Origin of the sequence: Streptomyces milbemycinicus, assembly GCF_002154605.1 — a bacterium.
GTDB lineage: Bacteria > Actinomycetota > Actinomycetes > Streptomycetales > Streptomycetaceae > Streptomyces > Streptomyces milbemycinicus.
This window is the reverse complement of sequence record NZ_MUNE01000045.1, coordinates 38,148-52,070: the sequence shown is the minus strand read 5'-3', so window position 1 is coordinate 52,070 and position 13,923 is coordinate 38,148. Positions and strand designations below refer to the sequence as shown.

General features: G+C 69.4%; 15 protein-coding genes and 2 pseudogenes. 13 read left to right on the top strand and 4 right to left on the bottom strand.

All coding sequences use genetic code 11. The annotated features are described in order from the left end of the window. The 10 genes from CCN51_RS04210 to CCN51_RS04165 all read left to right on the top strand — a co-directional run bounded on the left by CCN51_RS04210 (position 1) and on the right by CCN51_RS04165 (position 7,746). Positions 1–1,194 carry an oxidoreductase gene (locus CCN51_RS04210; RefSeq protein ID WP_014174131.1) on the top strand — a complete coding sequence of 398 codons (1,194 nt, stop codon included), beginning with the start codon at positions 1–3 and terminating at the stop codon, positions 1,192–1,194. Next, positions 1,191–2,075 (top strand): VOC family protein, encoded by an 885-nt coding sequence (locus CCN51_RS04205; RefSeq protein WP_014174130.1) that lies wholly within the window; start codon positions 1,191–1,193, stop codon positions 2,073–2,075. The genes CCN51_RS04210 and CCN51_RS04205 overlap by 4 nt, the downstream gene beginning before the upstream one ends. A gap of 61 nt (positions 2,076–2,136) precedes the next feature. Beyond that, positions 2,137–2,598, top strand: a complete 462-nt coding sequence (locus CCN51_RS04200; RefSeq protein WP_014174129.1) for an SRPBCC family protein — start codon at positions 2,137–2,139, stop codon at positions 2,596–2,598. A 34-nt stretch (positions 2,599–2,632) separates the two neighbouring features. Beyond that, positions 2,633–3,052, top strand: a complete 420-nt coding sequence (locus CCN51_RS04195; RefSeq protein WP_014174128.1) for a nuclear transport factor 2 family protein — start codon at positions 2,633–2,635, stop codon at positions 3,050–3,052. A gap of 28 nt (positions 3,053–3,080) precedes the next feature. After that, complete coding sequence (locus CCN51_RS04190; RefSeq protein ID WP_014174127.1) at positions 3,081–3,746, top strand: class II aldolase/adducin family protein; 666 nt, start codon at positions 3,081–3,083, stop codon at positions 3,744–3,746. A gap of 30 nt (positions 3,747–3,776) precedes the next feature. Next, on the top strand, positions 3,777–4,682 hold the full coding sequence (locus CCN51_RS04185) for a VOC family protein (protein ID WP_014174126.1): 906 nt from the start codon (positions 3,777–3,779) through the stop codon (positions 4,680–4,682). Between the two features lie 3 nt (positions 4,683–4,685). Beyond that, positions 4,686–5,441: an SDR family NAD(P)-dependent oxidoreductase gene (locus tag CCN51_RS04180; RefSeq protein WP_014174125.1), complete on the top strand. Its 756-nt coding sequence runs from the start codon at positions 4,686–4,688 to the stop codon at positions 5,439–5,441. Then, complete coding sequence (locus CCN51_RS04175) at positions 5,435–6,424, top strand: SRPBCC domain-containing protein (RefSeq protein WP_014174124.1); 990 nt, start codon at positions 5,435–5,437, stop codon at positions 6,422–6,424. The genes CCN51_RS04180 and CCN51_RS04175 overlap by 7 nt, the downstream gene beginning before the upstream one ends. A 60-nt stretch (positions 6,425–6,484) precedes the next feature. Beyond that, the gene (locus CCN51_RS04170) at positions 6,485–7,252 is read left to right on the top strand and encodes an SDR family NAD(P)-dependent oxidoreductase (RefSeq protein ID WP_014174123.1); all 768 of its coding nucleotides are present in this window, start codon (positions 6,485–6,487) and stop codon (positions 7,250–7,252) included. An 86-nt stretch (positions 7,253–7,338) separates the two neighbouring features. Continuing rightward, on the top strand, positions 7,339–7,746 hold the full coding sequence (locus CCN51_RS04165; protein WP_014174122.1) for a nuclear transport factor 2 family protein: 408 nt from the start codon (positions 7,339–7,341) through the stop codon (positions 7,744–7,746). On the opposite strand, the gene CCN51_RS04160 is transcribed toward CCN51_RS04165, so the two are convergent. After that, complete coding sequence (locus CCN51_RS04160; RefSeq protein ID WP_338000813.1) at positions 7,724–8,065, bottom strand: PPOX class F420-dependent oxidoreductase; 342 nt, start codon at positions 8,063–8,065, stop codon at positions 7,724–7,726. The two genes, CCN51_RS04165 and CCN51_RS04160, sit on opposite strands and share 23 nt — an antisense overlap. Positions 8,066–8,251: 186 nt before the next feature. Between CCN51_RS04160 and CCN51_RS04155 the strand changes: the two genes are divergently transcribed. The 3 genes from CCN51_RS04155 to CCN51_RS04145 all read left to right on the top strand — a co-directional run bounded on the left by CCN51_RS04155 (position 8,252) and on the right by CCN51_RS04145 (position 10,455). Further along, a complete protein-coding gene (locus CCN51_RS04155) occupies positions 8,252–8,758 on the top strand; it encodes a MarR family winged helix-turn-helix transcriptional regulator (protein ID WP_014174120.1) in 507 nt (168 codons plus the stop codon). A 548-nt stretch (positions 8,759–9,306) separates the two neighbouring features. Beyond that, positions 9,307–9,447, top strand: coding sequence for a hypothetical protein (locus tag CCN51_RS54770; RefSeq protein WP_014174119.1), 141 nt, complete (start codon positions 9,307–9,309; stop codon positions 9,445–9,447). Positions 9,448–9,579: 132 nt separating this feature from the next. Further along, positions 9,580–10,455, top strand: a complete 876-nt coding sequence (locus tag CCN51_RS04145; protein ID WP_014174118.1) for an NmrA/HSCARG family protein — start codon at positions 9,580–9,582, stop codon at positions 10,453–10,455. 18 nt (positions 10,456–10,473) lie between these two features. Here CCN51_RS04145 and CCN51_RS04140 read toward each other — a convergent pair whose 3' ends face one another. The 3 genes and pseudogenes from CCN51_RS04140 to CCN51_RS04130 form a co-directional block, all read right to left on the bottom strand. Next, positions 10,474–11,265 (bottom strand): GntR family transcriptional regulator, encoded by a 792-nt coding sequence (locus tag CCN51_RS04140; RefSeq protein WP_014174117.1) that lies wholly within the window; start codon positions 11,263–11,265, stop codon positions 10,474–10,476. Between the two features lie 31 nt (positions 11,266–11,296). Continuing rightward, a pseudogene (locus CCN51_RS04135) lies at positions 11,297–12,520 on the bottom strand (ATP-binding protein). Continuing rightward, positions 12,517–13,907 (bottom strand): annotated as a pseudogene (locus CCN51_RS04130) (NAD(P)/FAD-dependent oxidoreductase). The pseudogenes CCN51_RS04135 and CCN51_RS04130 overlap by 4 nt, the downstream one beginning before the upstream one ends. Positions 13,908–13,923 lie beyond the last annotated feature (16 nt).

Below are 13,923 nucleotides of genomic sequence, written 5' to 3'. Positions count from 1 at the left end.
ATGACCTCCACGAGTACGAGTGACACCGCCGTCACCGCGGACTTCGCTCCGCTGTTCGCACCGCTGAGCCTGGGCAAGCGCACGGCCCGCAACCGCATCTTCCAGGCCCCCATGTCCGTCGGATATGCCAACCCCGACGGCACGGTGACCGACAAGGAGATCCAGCACTACGCCCGCCGCGCACAGGGCGGCACCGGGGTCGTGGTCACGGAGAACTTCGCGATCAGCGTCGCCGGCCGCCAGATGCCCCTGCAGACCCTGGTGAGCGACGAGGAGCAGCTGCCCGGCCTGCGGCGGTTGGCCGACGAGATCCGTCGGCACGGTGCCCTGTCGATCGTCCAGATCGTGCACTCCGGGCGGTACGCCGGCCCCTGGGAGGAGTACGAGGCCAGGCCCCGGCTCGCGCCCTCCGCGATTCCCTTCGAACTGGCTCCGGGCCGGGTCGTCACCCCGCAGGAGATCACGCCCGAGGAGATCGAGGAAGCCATCGAGGAGTTCGTGCGCGCCGCGCGGCTGTGCGAGCGCGCCGGGTTCGACGGCGTCGACGTGCACGCCGCGCAGGGCTTCCTGATCTCCGGGTTCCTGTCCTCGCGCACCAACCGGCGTACCGACGAGTGGGGCGGCGACTTCGCCGGCCGGACGCGCTTCGCGCTGGAGGTCGTACGCCGCATCGTCGCGAACACCGGCCCGGACTTCGTGGTCGGCGTGCACCTGCTCAGCGACGAGCGGGTGGACAGCGGCTGGACTCTGGACGACGCCGTACGGCTCGCCCCGCTGCTGGAGGCCGAGGGCGCGGCGTTCCTCTTCGCCATCCCGGCCACCTTCGAGACCATGCGCCTGCCTGCCAATCTGGGCATGCTCGCCAAGCCGGGCTACTCGCTCGACGACACCGAGGCACTGCAACGCGCGGTGAGGATCCCGGTAGTGGCCAACGGCGGCCTCGGCGACCCGCGTGCGGCGGTGCAGGTCCTGGAAACGGGCCAGGCCTCGGCGGTCGGCCTCGCCCGCCCTCTCTTCGTCGACCCCGACTGGCCCACGAAGGTGCAGTCCGGCACCGCCGGCGCCCGCCGCACCTGCCCGTGCAACCCGCCGCGGTGCTTGCAGACGCAGCTGACCGGCGCCATCTGCGGCCACTGGCCCGAAAGCGCCCAGTCGCGCGGCTTCCTCGGCTACGACGAAGGGACCACCCCGTGATCACCCTGACCGACATCGCCTACGTGCGCTCGGGCGTCGAGGATCTGGACGGGGCCGTCCGCTTCGCCAGGGACATCGTCGGGCTCGAAGTAGTCGACTCCGGCGAACCCGGTGTTGTCCATCTGCGCGCGGACGCCCGGCACCACTGCCTCACCTTCGTCGAGGGCCCCTCGGGCGTGATCTCCTCCGGGTTCACGGTCGCCGGTCCGGACGCACTCGCCGCGGCCGAAACCGAACTGGAGAAGCAGGGGGTGCGCGTGGAGCGCGGCGACCAGGCAGGGGCGCGTTCGCGCGGGGTCTCCGGCTACCTCGCCTTCGACGACCCGTTCGGCAACCGCGTCGAGCTGGCCGCCGCGCAGTTCCAGTCCGCCGAACCGGTGCGGCTCGGCCGGGCCTCGGGCGTCACCGAGTTCGGCCACCTGTGCCTGGACGCGCCCGACGTGCATGAGGCGTACCGCTTCTGGTCCACCACCTTCAACGCCCGCGTGTCGGACTGGGTCGGCGACGGCGCCTGCCTGATGCGCATCGACCCGGTCCACCACAAGCTCGCCGTGTTCCGCGGCGACGAAGCGGCGCTCTGCCACGTCAACTTCCAGGTCGGCTCCCTGGACGGCCTGATGCGCAACTGGCACTTCCTCATCGAACAGGGCGTAGAGATCGTCATGGGCCCGGGGCGCCACCCCACCTCCGGCTCGGTGTTCCTCTACTTCAGGGGCCCCGAGAACCTCACCTACGAATACGCCGTCGGCGGGCAGCTGATCGAGGACGACACGACGTGGGCGCCGCGCGTGTTCGACCTCGAGCAGCCCTCGTCGATCGACATGTGGCGCGGCCCGGTCGCGCCGACCATCCGGCAGCGCCAGCTGCCCGCGGCGTCGTAGCGACGTCCCCTCGCACTCGCCCACAAGACCGGCAACGCCGCCGGCCGGAGGAGGAGATCCAATGATCTTCGTGAGCCACTCAGTGCCCGTCAACGAACCGGGAGCCCCCTGTCTCGACCGCGCAGCGGTGTGGGAGGGCCTGGTCCGCAAGGCCAACAACGCCCTGCCGTTCGTGCCCGCGATGAGCGACTGCGCTGTCGTCGCCGAATACGAGGACGGAAGCTTCGACCGCGACATACGCATCCGGAGCGACTCATTCCGAGAGCGCATTACGCTCGAAGAACCCCATCGGGTGGTGTTCACCCGACTGTCGGGGCCAGTGCTCGGCACGATCGCCAACGAGATCGACGGCGACGGCGACGACATGCAGCTGCGTTTCAGCTTCGCCCTGGTTCTCGTCGGGATCCCCGGCAGCTCCGAGGCGGAGGAGACGTACGCCAGGACCATGACCGCCGACTACCTCCAGGCCATCACCGCCACCAGGGACGCGATGCGCCGGCTGGCGACGGCTGACGCAGCCTGACGCCGAAAACAAACACGGACGGAAAGTGACAAAGATGTCTGACAAGTCCGACTGGGGCGACTGGACCGACGCCTTCTACGCCGACGTCGACGCACAGCTCACCGAGCGCGTCCTCGACCGCTTCGCCCCCGACGGGGAGATCGTCTTCGGCAACAACCCGCCCGCCATCGGCCACGACGCGGTGCGCGAACTGCTGGAGAACCTGCGTGCGGCCCTAACCGGCATGCGGCACGAGTGGTGCAACCGCTGGCAGGTCACCCCGACGACCCTCGTGCTCGAAGCCCGCGTCCACTACCTCACGCGGGGCGGCGCCGAGGTGATCCTCCCCACCGTCACGGTCATCGGCCGCGGCCCCTCCGCCCTGATCACATCGCTGCGCGTGCACATCGACGCCGCGCCGCTGTTCGCGGCCCTGGACGCCGAGGCCGTGGCCGCGCAGGAGGTCACGGGATGAGCGGTCGCCGCCCCTGGCTCCCGCGGTCATGACCCCGGACGCGCCGAACTTTGGCGAGGACATGGTCACCGCGGCCCGCGTCCTCGCGGCGCTCGGCATGGTGACCGCGTTCGGACACGTGTCGGTGCGACACGCCGACCACGTCCTGATCACCCCCGCGATCGACCTCGCCGAGGCCACGCCGGACACCCTCGTCGGTATCCCGCTGGACGCCCGGACCCTGCCGGCGGGCGCGCCCGGCGAGGCCTGGGTCCATCTGGCGGTCTACCGGGCCCGCCCCGACGTGGACGCCGTCGCCCGGGCCATCCCAGAATCGGCCTTCGCGGCGGGTTCGGTCACGTCCCGCATCCCGCCCCTGCACGGCCAGGGCGCCATGCTCGGCGAGGCGGTCCCCGTCCACGACGACGCCCGGCTCATGCGCTCTGCCGCCATCGCCGAGGCGGCCGTACGCACCCTCGGCAAGGCCGACGCGCTCGTGCTACGCGGCAACGGTGCAGTCACCACCGGCTGCTCACCCGGTCACGCGGTGGCCCGCATGTGGCTGCTGGACGTCACCTGCCGTCTGCACCTCGCAGCCCGCCAGGCGGGGGCGAGCCGCCCCCTCACCCCCGACGAGATCGCGTCCTGGCGAGCGGCAGCGCCGCCCCTGCTCGACCGGCTCTGGGCGCACCTGCGCCGAACGACCGAATCCTGAATTCCCCCACCCCCACCTAAGGAACGCACCATGCGCGTGAGCGGCCTGCTGCACTACGGCCTCCAACTACCCGATCTGGCCCAGGGCAAGGACTTCTACACCGACTTCGGCCTCGCCGTCGACGAGCACTCCGACCGTCTGGTCGTGCGCTGCGACGGACGCGACCAGAACCAGACCCTGCTGGTCGAGGGGCAGGACAAGCGCCTGCACCACGTGGCCTTCGCCGCGCCGGCCGGCTCGCTGGGCGAGTTCCAGCGTCACCTCGAATCCCTGGACATTGCCCTGCTGGACGCCCCGGCCGGCGCCCCCGAGGGCGGCCTGTGGTTCCGCGACCCGGACGGCAACGCGGTCAACGTCCGCGAGCAGGAACTCGCCCCGGCGCGTCCCGCTCAGCCGGTGAAACAGAACCTGCCCGGTGACCATCAGCGCGTCGACGAGGCCCGCTGGCTGACCGCGGACGCCGCGCCGCGCCCGCGCCGGCTGGGCCACATGCTGATCTTCTCCTCGGACGTCAACCGCTCCCAGGACTTCTACGAGCGCGCCCTTGGACTCAGGCTGTCCGACCGGATCACCGGCAAGGCCGTGTTCATGAACTCCGGCCCGGGCGACCACCACGTCTTCGGCTTCATCCAGTCCAGCCACCCGGGCCTGCACCACTCCAGCTGGGAGGTCAACAACCTCGACGAGCTGGCAATGGGCGCGCAGATCATGGCCGGCAAGGGCCACACGGTCGGATGGGGCCTGGGCCGGCACAGCCTCGGCTCCAACCTCTTCCACTACGTGCGCGACCCGTGGGGCAGCTGGATCGAGTACTTCAGCGACATCGACCAGATCACGGAGGACTGGCAGGGCAAGGACTGGGACGTCCCTCCGGCGGTGTGGTGCCCGATCATGCCGGAGGAGTTCCTGCAGAACTTCGAATCGAAGCCGGAGTAGCCCGTGCCGGCATCCGAACGGTTCGAGGGGCGTGTCGCGATGGTGACCGGCGCCGGTTCCGGCATCGGCAGGGCCTCGGCGCTGGCCTTCGCGGCCGGTGGCGCGGCGGTCGGGGTGTGCGACATCGACACCGAGGGTGGCAAGGAGACCGTTGCCCTCATCGAGGAGGCCGGGGGCGCGGCGCTCTTCGTGCACACCGACGTGGCCTCCGGCGACGCGGTCCGCACGGCGGTCGACGCCATCTCGACGGCGTACGGCGGGCTGCACTTCGCCCACAACAACGCGGGGACCTACTCCATGGCCCTTACAGGAGAGTTGGCGGAGGCGGACTTCACCCGTGTGGTGAACGTCAACCTGCTCGGCGTATTTCTCTGCATGCGGTACCAGATCCCCGCGATGCTCGAGGTCAGCGGCGGTGCGATCGTCAACACGACCTCGATCTGGGCCCACACGGGCATGCCGACTCAGGCGGCGTACGTGGCCAGTAAGCACGGCGTGGCCGGGCTGACCAAGACGGCGGCCGTCGAGTACGCAGCCCAGGGCATCCGAGTCAACGCGGTCTCCCCCGGCTACATCGACACCCCGATGACGGCCGCCAACCCGCCCGACGCCGTGGCCGCCGTCCTGGCCCGCCAGCCCATCGGCCGCCCGGGCCGACCGGAGGAGGTCGCGGCCGCGGTGACCTGGCTGTGCGGCGACGAGGCCTCTTTGATCACCGGATCCGTAGTCAACGCCGACGGAGGCTATCTCGCATGGTGAACTCCCAGAACGTCGCCACGATCAAGCGGTTCTACGACATCGCCGACGGCCGAATCGAGGGCAACCCCGTCGAGCTGTTCACCGAGGACGTTCAGATCTATGCCCCCAAGTTCGGCACCGCGACCGGCATCGAGGCCATGGTCACCGCCGGAAAGGGCCGTGTGAGGTTCCGTCACATGGCCCACCACGTCGCCGACTTCGACGTCGTCGAGCAGGGCGACCGCGTCGTTGTCGAGGGCACGACGGAGGGCGAGCTCGTCACGGGCGAAACCTGGGACGGCCGCCGTACGGTCCCCGGCCGGTTCTGTGCCGTCTTCGACTTCCGCGACGGCCGGATCAGCCGCATGCACGTCTACTTCGACCCCGACTTCGCCCCCGAGGAGGAAGCAGCAGTGACACCAGTGAAGGACCCCGTGGACGGAATCATCCGCCGCACTTCCGAGATGAACGAGGTGCACTTCGAACGGCGCTTCAACGCGCCCCTGACCGGCCTGTGGCGCTTCGTCTCGGAGCCCGAGTCGCTGGCGAAGTGGATGGGCGGCCCGATCGACAAGCTGGAGCCGGTCGTGGGCGGCGAGGTGGTCATCCAGATCGCCCCCAAGATGGGCGCGACGGTCTACGGCAAGGTCCTGGAGTACGACCCCGAGCGCGTCCTCGCGCTGACCTGGGACGTGCCTGCCTGGGGCCACACCCCCGACCTGATCGGCACCACGATGCGCTGGGAGGTCCGGGCCGACGGCGACGGCTCGCGCATCGCGCTCACCCATGCCCTGCCGTTCTCCGTCGGCCGCGAGCACCTGTTGAGCGCCGCCTGGCACCTCCACCTCGACCAGCTGGGCGAACTCCTCGCCGGCAATGACGACCACTACACCATTCAGCAGAACGAGATCTACGCCCTGGTCCTGGCCTACCTCGACAAGGACCAAGGCACCAAGCGCGCGTACTACGAGCACCTGCTCGGCATCGAGAAGTCCAGCACCTGAACACCTATCGAGGGGCGTGGCCTCTGAGGACACGCCCCCCGCCCTACCAAGGGAGTTGGCATGCCGACCGACACAGCCAAGGAACACAGACCTCGGAGAGTCGCCCTGGTCACGGGCGTAGCCGCGGGCATCGGACAGGGCTACGCCCTGCGGCTCGCCCGCGACGGGCACCGTGTGGCCATAGCCGACCTCGGTTCGGCCGACGAGACGGAGAAGCTCGTCCGGGAGGACGGCGGTGAGGTCTTCTCGGTGCGATGCGACGTCTCCGACGCCGAGAGTGTGGCCCGCTGCGCGGAGGCGGTCACCGACCGCTTCGGCGGCGTCGACATCCTCGTCCACAACGCCGGCATCTACCCCATGGCGCCCTTCGCGGACACCGACTGGACGCCCTGGCGCCGGATCATGGACGTCAACCTCGACTCCGTCTTCCACCTCACCAAGGCGTTCCTGCCTGCCATGACTCGGGGCAGCTGGGGCCGGATCGTCGTCATGGCCTCGACCACCTTCCACGCGGGCTCCGCCGGCATGGTCGCCTACACGGCGAGCAAGGGCGCGGTCATCGGCTTCGTACGCTCGCTGGCCGCCGAGGTCGGGGAACAGGGCGTCACCGTCAACGCGATCGCGCCGGGTCTCGTGCGCACACCCGGCACCCTCTCCGGGCCGCAGCTGGAGCTGGGCGCCTTCGACGCGATCGTCGCGAACCAGGCGATCAAACGCACCGGGCTGCCAGAGGACCTGATGGGCGTGGTCTCGTTCCTCGCCACCGACGACGCCGCCTTCATGACCGGCCAGACGCTGGTCGTCGACGGGGGCTTCGTGCGGGCGTGAGCCCGCACCGACCACGACCCGCAGCAAGCACCTCACGGGGACCGCAGACGCACCACCAAGGGACGACCAGGCCGCAGGGAGACATCATGATCGACAATCAGCCCGCCACCGCCGCCGTACGGTTCGCCGACGAGATACCCACCTGGGTGACAGAGCTCTACACGTGCTTCGACGCCATGGACGTGGATGCCGCCGTCGCCCGCTTCTCTGCAGACGCCCGCGTCCGGTTCGGCAGCGGGAAGGAGACCATCGGCCACGCCGAGTACCGAGCGGCGGCGGCACCGTTCCTCGAGATGATCAGCCGCGTCTCGCACCGATTCCGCCAGGTGTGGGAGTGTGGCGACTCGGCGGTGCTCGTCGCGGATGTCGACTACACCCTCCGCGACGGTCGCACGATGTGCCTGCCCGCCGTCACCCTCCTCCGTCGACGCGCGGACGGAATCATCAAGGACATGCAGGTCTACCTGGACATCATGCCCATGGTGACAGCCTGACCGTGGCGCTCACTGATCCACCCCGAAGCTGAAGATCTTCTCCGGGTGGATGCGGATCACCTCGGAACTGAATCCCGCGCCGCGCGGTGGCGCCGTCCAGGAGCTCGGCCCTGCCGCGGATCTCGACGAAACGCGCCTTCCAGGACCGGAAGCTGACCACGTCGTCGACGACGAACGCCAGCTTGGGATCGGCTTGCAGATTGCGCCACTTCTTCGACGCCCCCATGTTGTGGCCGCCGATCAGAATGGTTCCCTCAGCCGCGAGGCTGAACATGACGGGGTTGTTCTGCGGCTGCCCGCTGGGGTCGACGGTGGCCAGTCGGCCCAGCCGTTGCCCGGAGCATTATTTACTGTCCGAACAAGTAAACCCCATGGACCATTCCCCAGTGGCGCGTGATCCACGCCCCCGGTCGCGACTGGGGCGAATATGCCCGCACTGCCCACGCCCCACCGCGGGAAGGTACGATTTGCATGTTCAGCCAACTTCAGGCGCAGCGGGGACTGTATGAGCCAGCCGAAGACCGAGGACACCGGGGACGTGTCGTCGACGGCGAGCGAGCCCCTTCCGACCTCCGTCATGGCCGGCCCAGTCAGCCACGCGATCCTCCGAGTGGCCCGTCTGCACCGCATGCTGGCCAGCCAACTGCTTCGCCGTGTTGGCCTCCACCCAAGCCAGGAGCTGGTCATGATGCAGCTGTGGGAGCGCGGCCCGCAGCGCCCGACCGACCTCGCCCGCCTCCTCGGCTCCGACGCCGCCACCATGACTCGTACCATCCAGCGGCTGGAGAAGGCGGGCTTCGTCCGACGCCTCTCCTCCCCCATCGACAAGCGTGCCACCATCGTGGAACCCACGGCCGCCAGCAATGCCCTGCGCCAGGAGGTCGAGCGTGTCTGGCTCGACCTGGAGAGCAGTGTCGCCGGGGGCCTCACGCCCGATCAGCAGACCGAGGCCATCGAGGTCCTGAGCCGCATCGAGGACAGCCTCGCCCGCGCGACGACCCACACCGGCTGATTCGACTGCGCCCGCGCCCGCCATAAGGTCCGCGCCCTTGAGCGGGCGTCAAGCGTCAGCGCTGTCCGCCCTCGCCCGCCAGGCGTGCCATCCCTGCGTCCCGCCGCCGCACCCGCGCTCACCCCACGCCACGCGATGACGCTGATACACCTCGGCTCCGGGCCGGTGAGCCAGCAGGCACTCATCGACGTAATCGACGTCAACCCGAGCGTGCTCGTGGCCGTCCTCAACGACCTCGAGTGTCCTTCACCCGCACTCTTCGCATCGCCCGCCGCCACGTCACCGACCAGGCGGCACCTTCCCCCCTCACGACTCAGACAAGCCCTGACTCACACCACCCGTGAGCTGCTAGAACGCCTCCTGCCACCCCGCAGGCCACGCTCCAACCCCCGCGTCATCAAACGCAAGATGACCAACTGGCACCTCAAACACACCCACCACCGCAGCCCACCCCGACCACCGACGCCAACCATCACCCTCACCCCACCCACCAAACCAACCAGCAGACACCAGAAAAACACCTAAATCACCAGTATTGCCCCTAGGGCATGACCGCGCTCGACTCCCTGAACACAACCCTCACCGAAGTCGAGGACCGCCTGTTCGCCATGCTGTCCACCCGGGAGCGCACCACGCTTCGCGATCTCCTGGGCTGGGTCGCGACATCAGACGCCGACTACGCATGCTGATCAGATCCACAGTCGTCGCCGGGCGAATTTCGCTTCGCTCTTCAGCTGGCCGGCCACGTCAGCGAGTCTCCTTTCGTACATGCATGCCAACGCTTGCTTGGCCGACCAATAAATGACGAGAGGGCGTGAGCCATGCCCACCAACGACACCAGGGGAACCATCCTTGTGCTGGGTGCGACGGGCAGCCAGGGCGGTGCGGCGACGCGGGAGCTGCTCCGCCGGGGCCGGCCCGTACGCGCGCTGACGCGTGATCCGCAGTCGGCGAAGACCCAGGCGCTGATCAAGGCCGGCGCGGAGGTGGTGGCGGGCGACCTCGACGACCCGCAGTCGCTCGACGCCGCATTGAGCGGGGTGTACGGCGTCTACAGCGTCCAGACCTTCATGGGCCCGGGCGGGATCGAGGCCGAGGAGCGCCAAGGCCGGGCGGTCGCGGACGCCGCGTCGCGCGCCGGAGTCGGGCACTTCGTCTATGGCTCGGTGGGCGGCACCGAGCGCAACAGCGGGGTCCTGCACTTCGAGAGCAAAGGCCGGATCGAGCAGCACATCGCCGAACTCAAGCTGCCCGCCACGGTGTTGCGTCCGGCCTTCTTCATCAACAACTTCGCCTTCACGGGTCCGCAGCGCGCCGGGGACGGCCTGGTCCTCGCCCTGGGCCTGAATCCCGACGTCTCCCTCCAGATGTTCGCCCCCGAGAACATCGGCCTGTCCGCCGCTGACGCCTTCGACAATCCGGAGGAGTACGTGGGCCGCCAGGCGGAACTGGCTACCGAGGAGCTGACGGGTCCGCAGATGGCCGAGGTGTTCGAGAAGGTGTCCGGACTGCCCACCCGCTTCCAGGAGCTGCCCATCAAGCAGGCGACGCAGTTCAACGAGGAGATGGGCCTTATGTTCGGCTGGTTCAACGACGAGGGCTTCAGCGCCGATCTTCCGGCCCTGCGGGCCCAGCACCCCGAGCTGACGACCCTGGAGGACTGGGCACGGCGAGAGTGGACCACACCCGCCCAGTAAGCGGCCTCCCCGCCCCCGTCACGCCACCCCCGGCCACGCCGCCTCGTCCGCCGCGGGCCAGGGTGCCGGACCGGCGTGCACCAGGGCCATGGCCCGCTGCACCGCCGTAGGGACGTGGTCGGGGGCGTGATCGCGCATGACCCGCAGTGCCGTGCGCTCCAGATGGTGCGCGAGGCACGACACCGCCGCCTCACGGTCCCCAGCGACAACCGCCTCCAGGATCGCCGGATGCTCGATGTCGCCCGCCTCCGACCAGCTCTCGGGGTCGAAACGCTGGGCGATGCGGATGTAGCGCACGCTTCGGTCGGAGAGCGCACGCAGTTGCCGCTGCAGCGGTTCGCTCGCCCTGGCGGTGAGCAGGCCGTGGTACTCGGCGTGCACGACGAACCACGTCTCGAGGTCCTTGGCCCGCGCGGCCCGCCGCATCGCCGTGACCCGCGCCTTGGCCTCCCGGCGCTCCCGGGCGCCGAACCCGTCGAAGGTCATGGTCAGCGCCAGCGTCTCCAGCAGGATGCGCTGCGCGTAGGTGGCGTCCAGCTCGGCCGGGTCGAGGGACGCCACGCGCATCCGCTGGTTGGGCTCCGCCTCGACGAAGCCCTCCTCCTGCAGCATGCGCAATGCCTCACGCACGGGCGTACGGCTCACGCCCAGCTGCCGCCCGAGCGCCACTTGCGACAGCACGGTTCCCGGTGGCAGCCGGCCGTCGACGATGCACTCACGCAGGAAGGTGTGCAACGGAGCGACCGCCTGCCGGGCGCCCGGCAGGTTGAGCGGCTCGATGCCCGGGATGCGGATGATTGGCTGAGGCATGCCACCCATTATGGCGTAGGTGCATACACATTCAGTTTCCGTCAGGTGAATCCGCTGTCAGGGGCAGTCGTACCTGGAACCGTGTGTCGCCCGGGACGGACTGCACGTCAAGGCTTCCGTGGTGCTTGTTCACGACGATCCGCCAGGAGATGTCGAGCCCGAGCCCGGTGCCTTCCCCGACTGGCTTGGTCGTGAAGAAGGGGTCGAAGATGCGCCCTTGGATCCCGGGATCCACGCCGGGCCCGGTGTCCCGGAACTCCACGAGCAGCCGCTCCCCGTCGAGAGCCGTACGTAGGGTCAGCGTCCCCGCCCCGTCCATCACCTGGACGTCGTTGCGAGATGCGGTTGGTGGAGTCCTCGATCTCGTTCATGAGGAGCTCGGTCTCCACGGTGTATTCGAGCCACCGGAACCCCCCGCCGAGGGTCTGCTCGTCGACAGTCGACGCCACCTCCTCCAGTCAGTCGATGTCGAGACCGGCCTGCACGAACGTCGCCGCCAGCTCCCAGCCGCCGTCGATGTCGTGTTCGTCGAGCCAGTCGGCGAGCGCGTCCTCCCGGTCGGATGCTTCGAGCGGGCTGAGCGAGGTGAACTTCGACACCGGTTCGGCGGTGCGTTCCTGGAGGTGGACGAGCGCCAGGGCCTCGTTCGCGTACGGGCCGACGGTGATCGCCGCGAGCTTGTGCCGCATCCCGGCCACCCGCTCGCGCAGTGCCGCCGTGGCACGTACGGCCGCTGCGGCGGGGTTGTTGAGCTCGTGGGTTAGACCGGCGGACAGGGAGCCGAGTGCCAGCAGCCGTTCGCGCTGGTTGATGGTCTGCTGGGTGTTCTGGGTGCCGAAGAACATCCCTTCCAGAAGGTGGACGGCCATCGGGAACCAGCCGCGCATGATCGTGGCGAAGATCTCGGCGAGGAGCACGAAGAACCGCGAGGGCTCCGTGACCCGGAGCGAGCCCCGGTATCGGTCGCTCTCGTGGCCGTTCACATACGCCTGCAGGGCACCTGCGTACGCACCCCGGTGGGAGGTGCGGTTGATCTCCACGTCGTCGTCCCCGACCCGGCGTGTGACGACCATCGTGCCTCGAGGAGGACGAAGAAACAGGTGGCCGGCTCGCCCTCGCGGTAGACGTAGCCGGGCTCGAACTTCTCCACCCGGCCCTCGCGGCACAGCCGGGCCAGCTGTTCATCGGTCAACTTCTCGAACAGGAAAAGACTGCCCAGCTCTTCCCGTTCGCAGGGCAGCGGCTGTCCGCTCATGACTGCTCCAGATAGCAGTGGACGAGCATGACGGCCATGGCTCCCTCTCCGACGGCGGATGCGACCCGCTTGGCGGACTCGGCGCGGGCGTCACCCGCCACGAACACACCGGGGATGTTGGTCTCCATCTCCAGGTGGTACGGCGGCCGGTCCAGCTCCCAGCCGGCCGGCGGCCGCCCGTCCGGGGTGAGGTCGGGCCCGGCCAGGATGAACCCGCGCTCGTCCCGCAGCACCGCGCCGTCCAGCCAGTCGGTCAGCGGAGCCGCACCGATGAACACGAACAGCCACTGCGTGTCGACCAGTTCGGTGTGCCCGCTGTCGACCTCGCGCAGGGGCAGCTGCTCCAGGTGGTCCGAGCCGTGCGCGGACTCGACCGCCGTCCGCGTGCGCACGAAGATGTTGGGCGTCTGCTCGATCTGCTGGATCAGGTAGTGCGACATCGACGCCGACAGGTCCGGGCCGCGCACCAGCAGGGTCACCGACTCGGCGCCCTTGGCCAGGTACATCGCCGCCCGACCGGCAGAGTTGGCGCCGCCGACGATGTAGATGTCGTGGCCCTGGCAGGAGGGTGCCTCGGTGAGCGCGGAGCCGTAGAAGACACCGCGTCCGGTCAGCTCTGTCAGGCCCGGCGCCTCCAACTGGCGATAGGACACGCCCGTTGCCAGCAGGACGCTGTGCGCGGCGATCGCCGAGCCCGGCCGGGCCGCCGCCGATGACGACGAGGTCGTAGCTCCTCTGTCGGCGTGGTCGCCAGGCCGACCAGCGCCGCGAGGTCGGGCTCCGAGGGCTCGGCCAGGGCCATGCCGTCTGCGGCGATCACCAGCGGGAGCCGCTCGGTGTCCTGTCCGGCCGCCGCCAGCAGCCGCTGTCCCTCGGGTTCGTCCGAGGAGTACCAGCGGTACGGCACGTGGTTGCGGGCCAGGAACTCGCGGACCTGCGACGAGCGGGCCGACCAGCGGTGCCCGACGACCTTGGTGGTGGGCGCCGTACGGTGCTCGGTGTTCCGCCACGCCTCCAGCAGCTCGTCCGGGACCGGGTAGAGCTTCTCCTCCGGCGGATCCCATGGCTTGAGCAGGTAGTGGTCCAGGTCCACGACGTTGATCGCCTCGATCGCCGCGTCGGTGTCCGCATACGCCGTCAGCAGCACTCGCCGGGCGCCCGGATAGACGTCCATGGCCTGTTCCAGGAACTCGATGCCGTTCATCATCGGCATCCGGAAGTCGGAGAGGATCACCGCCACCCGGTCACCGCGGAGCTTGAGCTCGCGCAGGGTGTCCAGCGCGGTCGCACCGGACTCCGCCCGCACGATCCGGTACGTGTCGCCGTAGCGGCGCCGCAGGTCCCGGGCTACGGACCGGGACACTCCCGGGTCGTCGTCCACGGTCAGGATGACCGTCCGGCCC

Coding starts and splice junctions, on each gene's coding strand:
- CCN51_RS54770 (WP_014174119.1), top strand. CDS start 9,307: ATGACCGCGCTCGACTCCCTGAACACAACCCTCACCGAAGTCGAGGAC.
- CCN51_RS04170 (WP_014174123.1), top strand. CDS start 6,485: ATGCCGACCGACACAGCCAAGGAACACAGACCTCGGAGAGTCGCCCTG.
- CCN51_RS04175 (WP_014174124.1), top strand. CDS start 5,435: ATGGTGAACTCCCAGAACGTCGCCACGATCAAGCGGTTCTACGACATC.
- CCN51_RS04200 (WP_014174129.1), top strand. CDS start 2,137: ATGATCTTCGTGAGCCACTCAGTGCCCGTCAACGAACCGGGAGCCCCC.
- CCN51_RS04195 (WP_014174128.1), top strand. CDS start 2,633: ATGTCTGACAAGTCCGACTGGGGCGACTGGACCGACGCCTTCTACGCC.
- CCN51_RS04190 (WP_014174127.1), top strand. CDS start 3,081: ATGACCCCGGACGCGCCGAACTTTGGCGAGGACATGGTCACCGCGGCC.
- CCN51_RS04185 (WP_014174126.1), top strand. CDS start 3,777: ATGCGCGTGAGCGGCCTGCTGCACTACGGCCTCCAACTACCCGATCTG.
- CCN51_RS04145 (WP_014174118.1), top strand. CDS start 9,580: ATGCCCACCAACGACACCAGGGGAACCATCCTTGTGCTGGGTGCGACG.
- CCN51_RS04140 (WP_014174117.1), bottom strand. CDS start 11,265: ATGCCTCAGCCAATCATCCGCATCCCGGGCATCGAGCCGCTCAACCTG.
- CCN51_RS04165 (WP_014174122.1), top strand. CDS start 7,339: ATGATCGACAATCAGCCCGCCACCGCCGCCGTACGGTTCGCCGACGAG.
- CCN51_RS04155 (WP_014174120.1), top strand. CDS start 8,252: ATGAGCCAGCCGAAGACCGAGGACACCGGGGACGTGTCGTCGACGGCG.
- CCN51_RS04210 (WP_014174131.1), top strand. CDS start 1: ATGACCTCCACGAGTACGAGTGACACCGCCGTCACCGCGGACTTCGCT.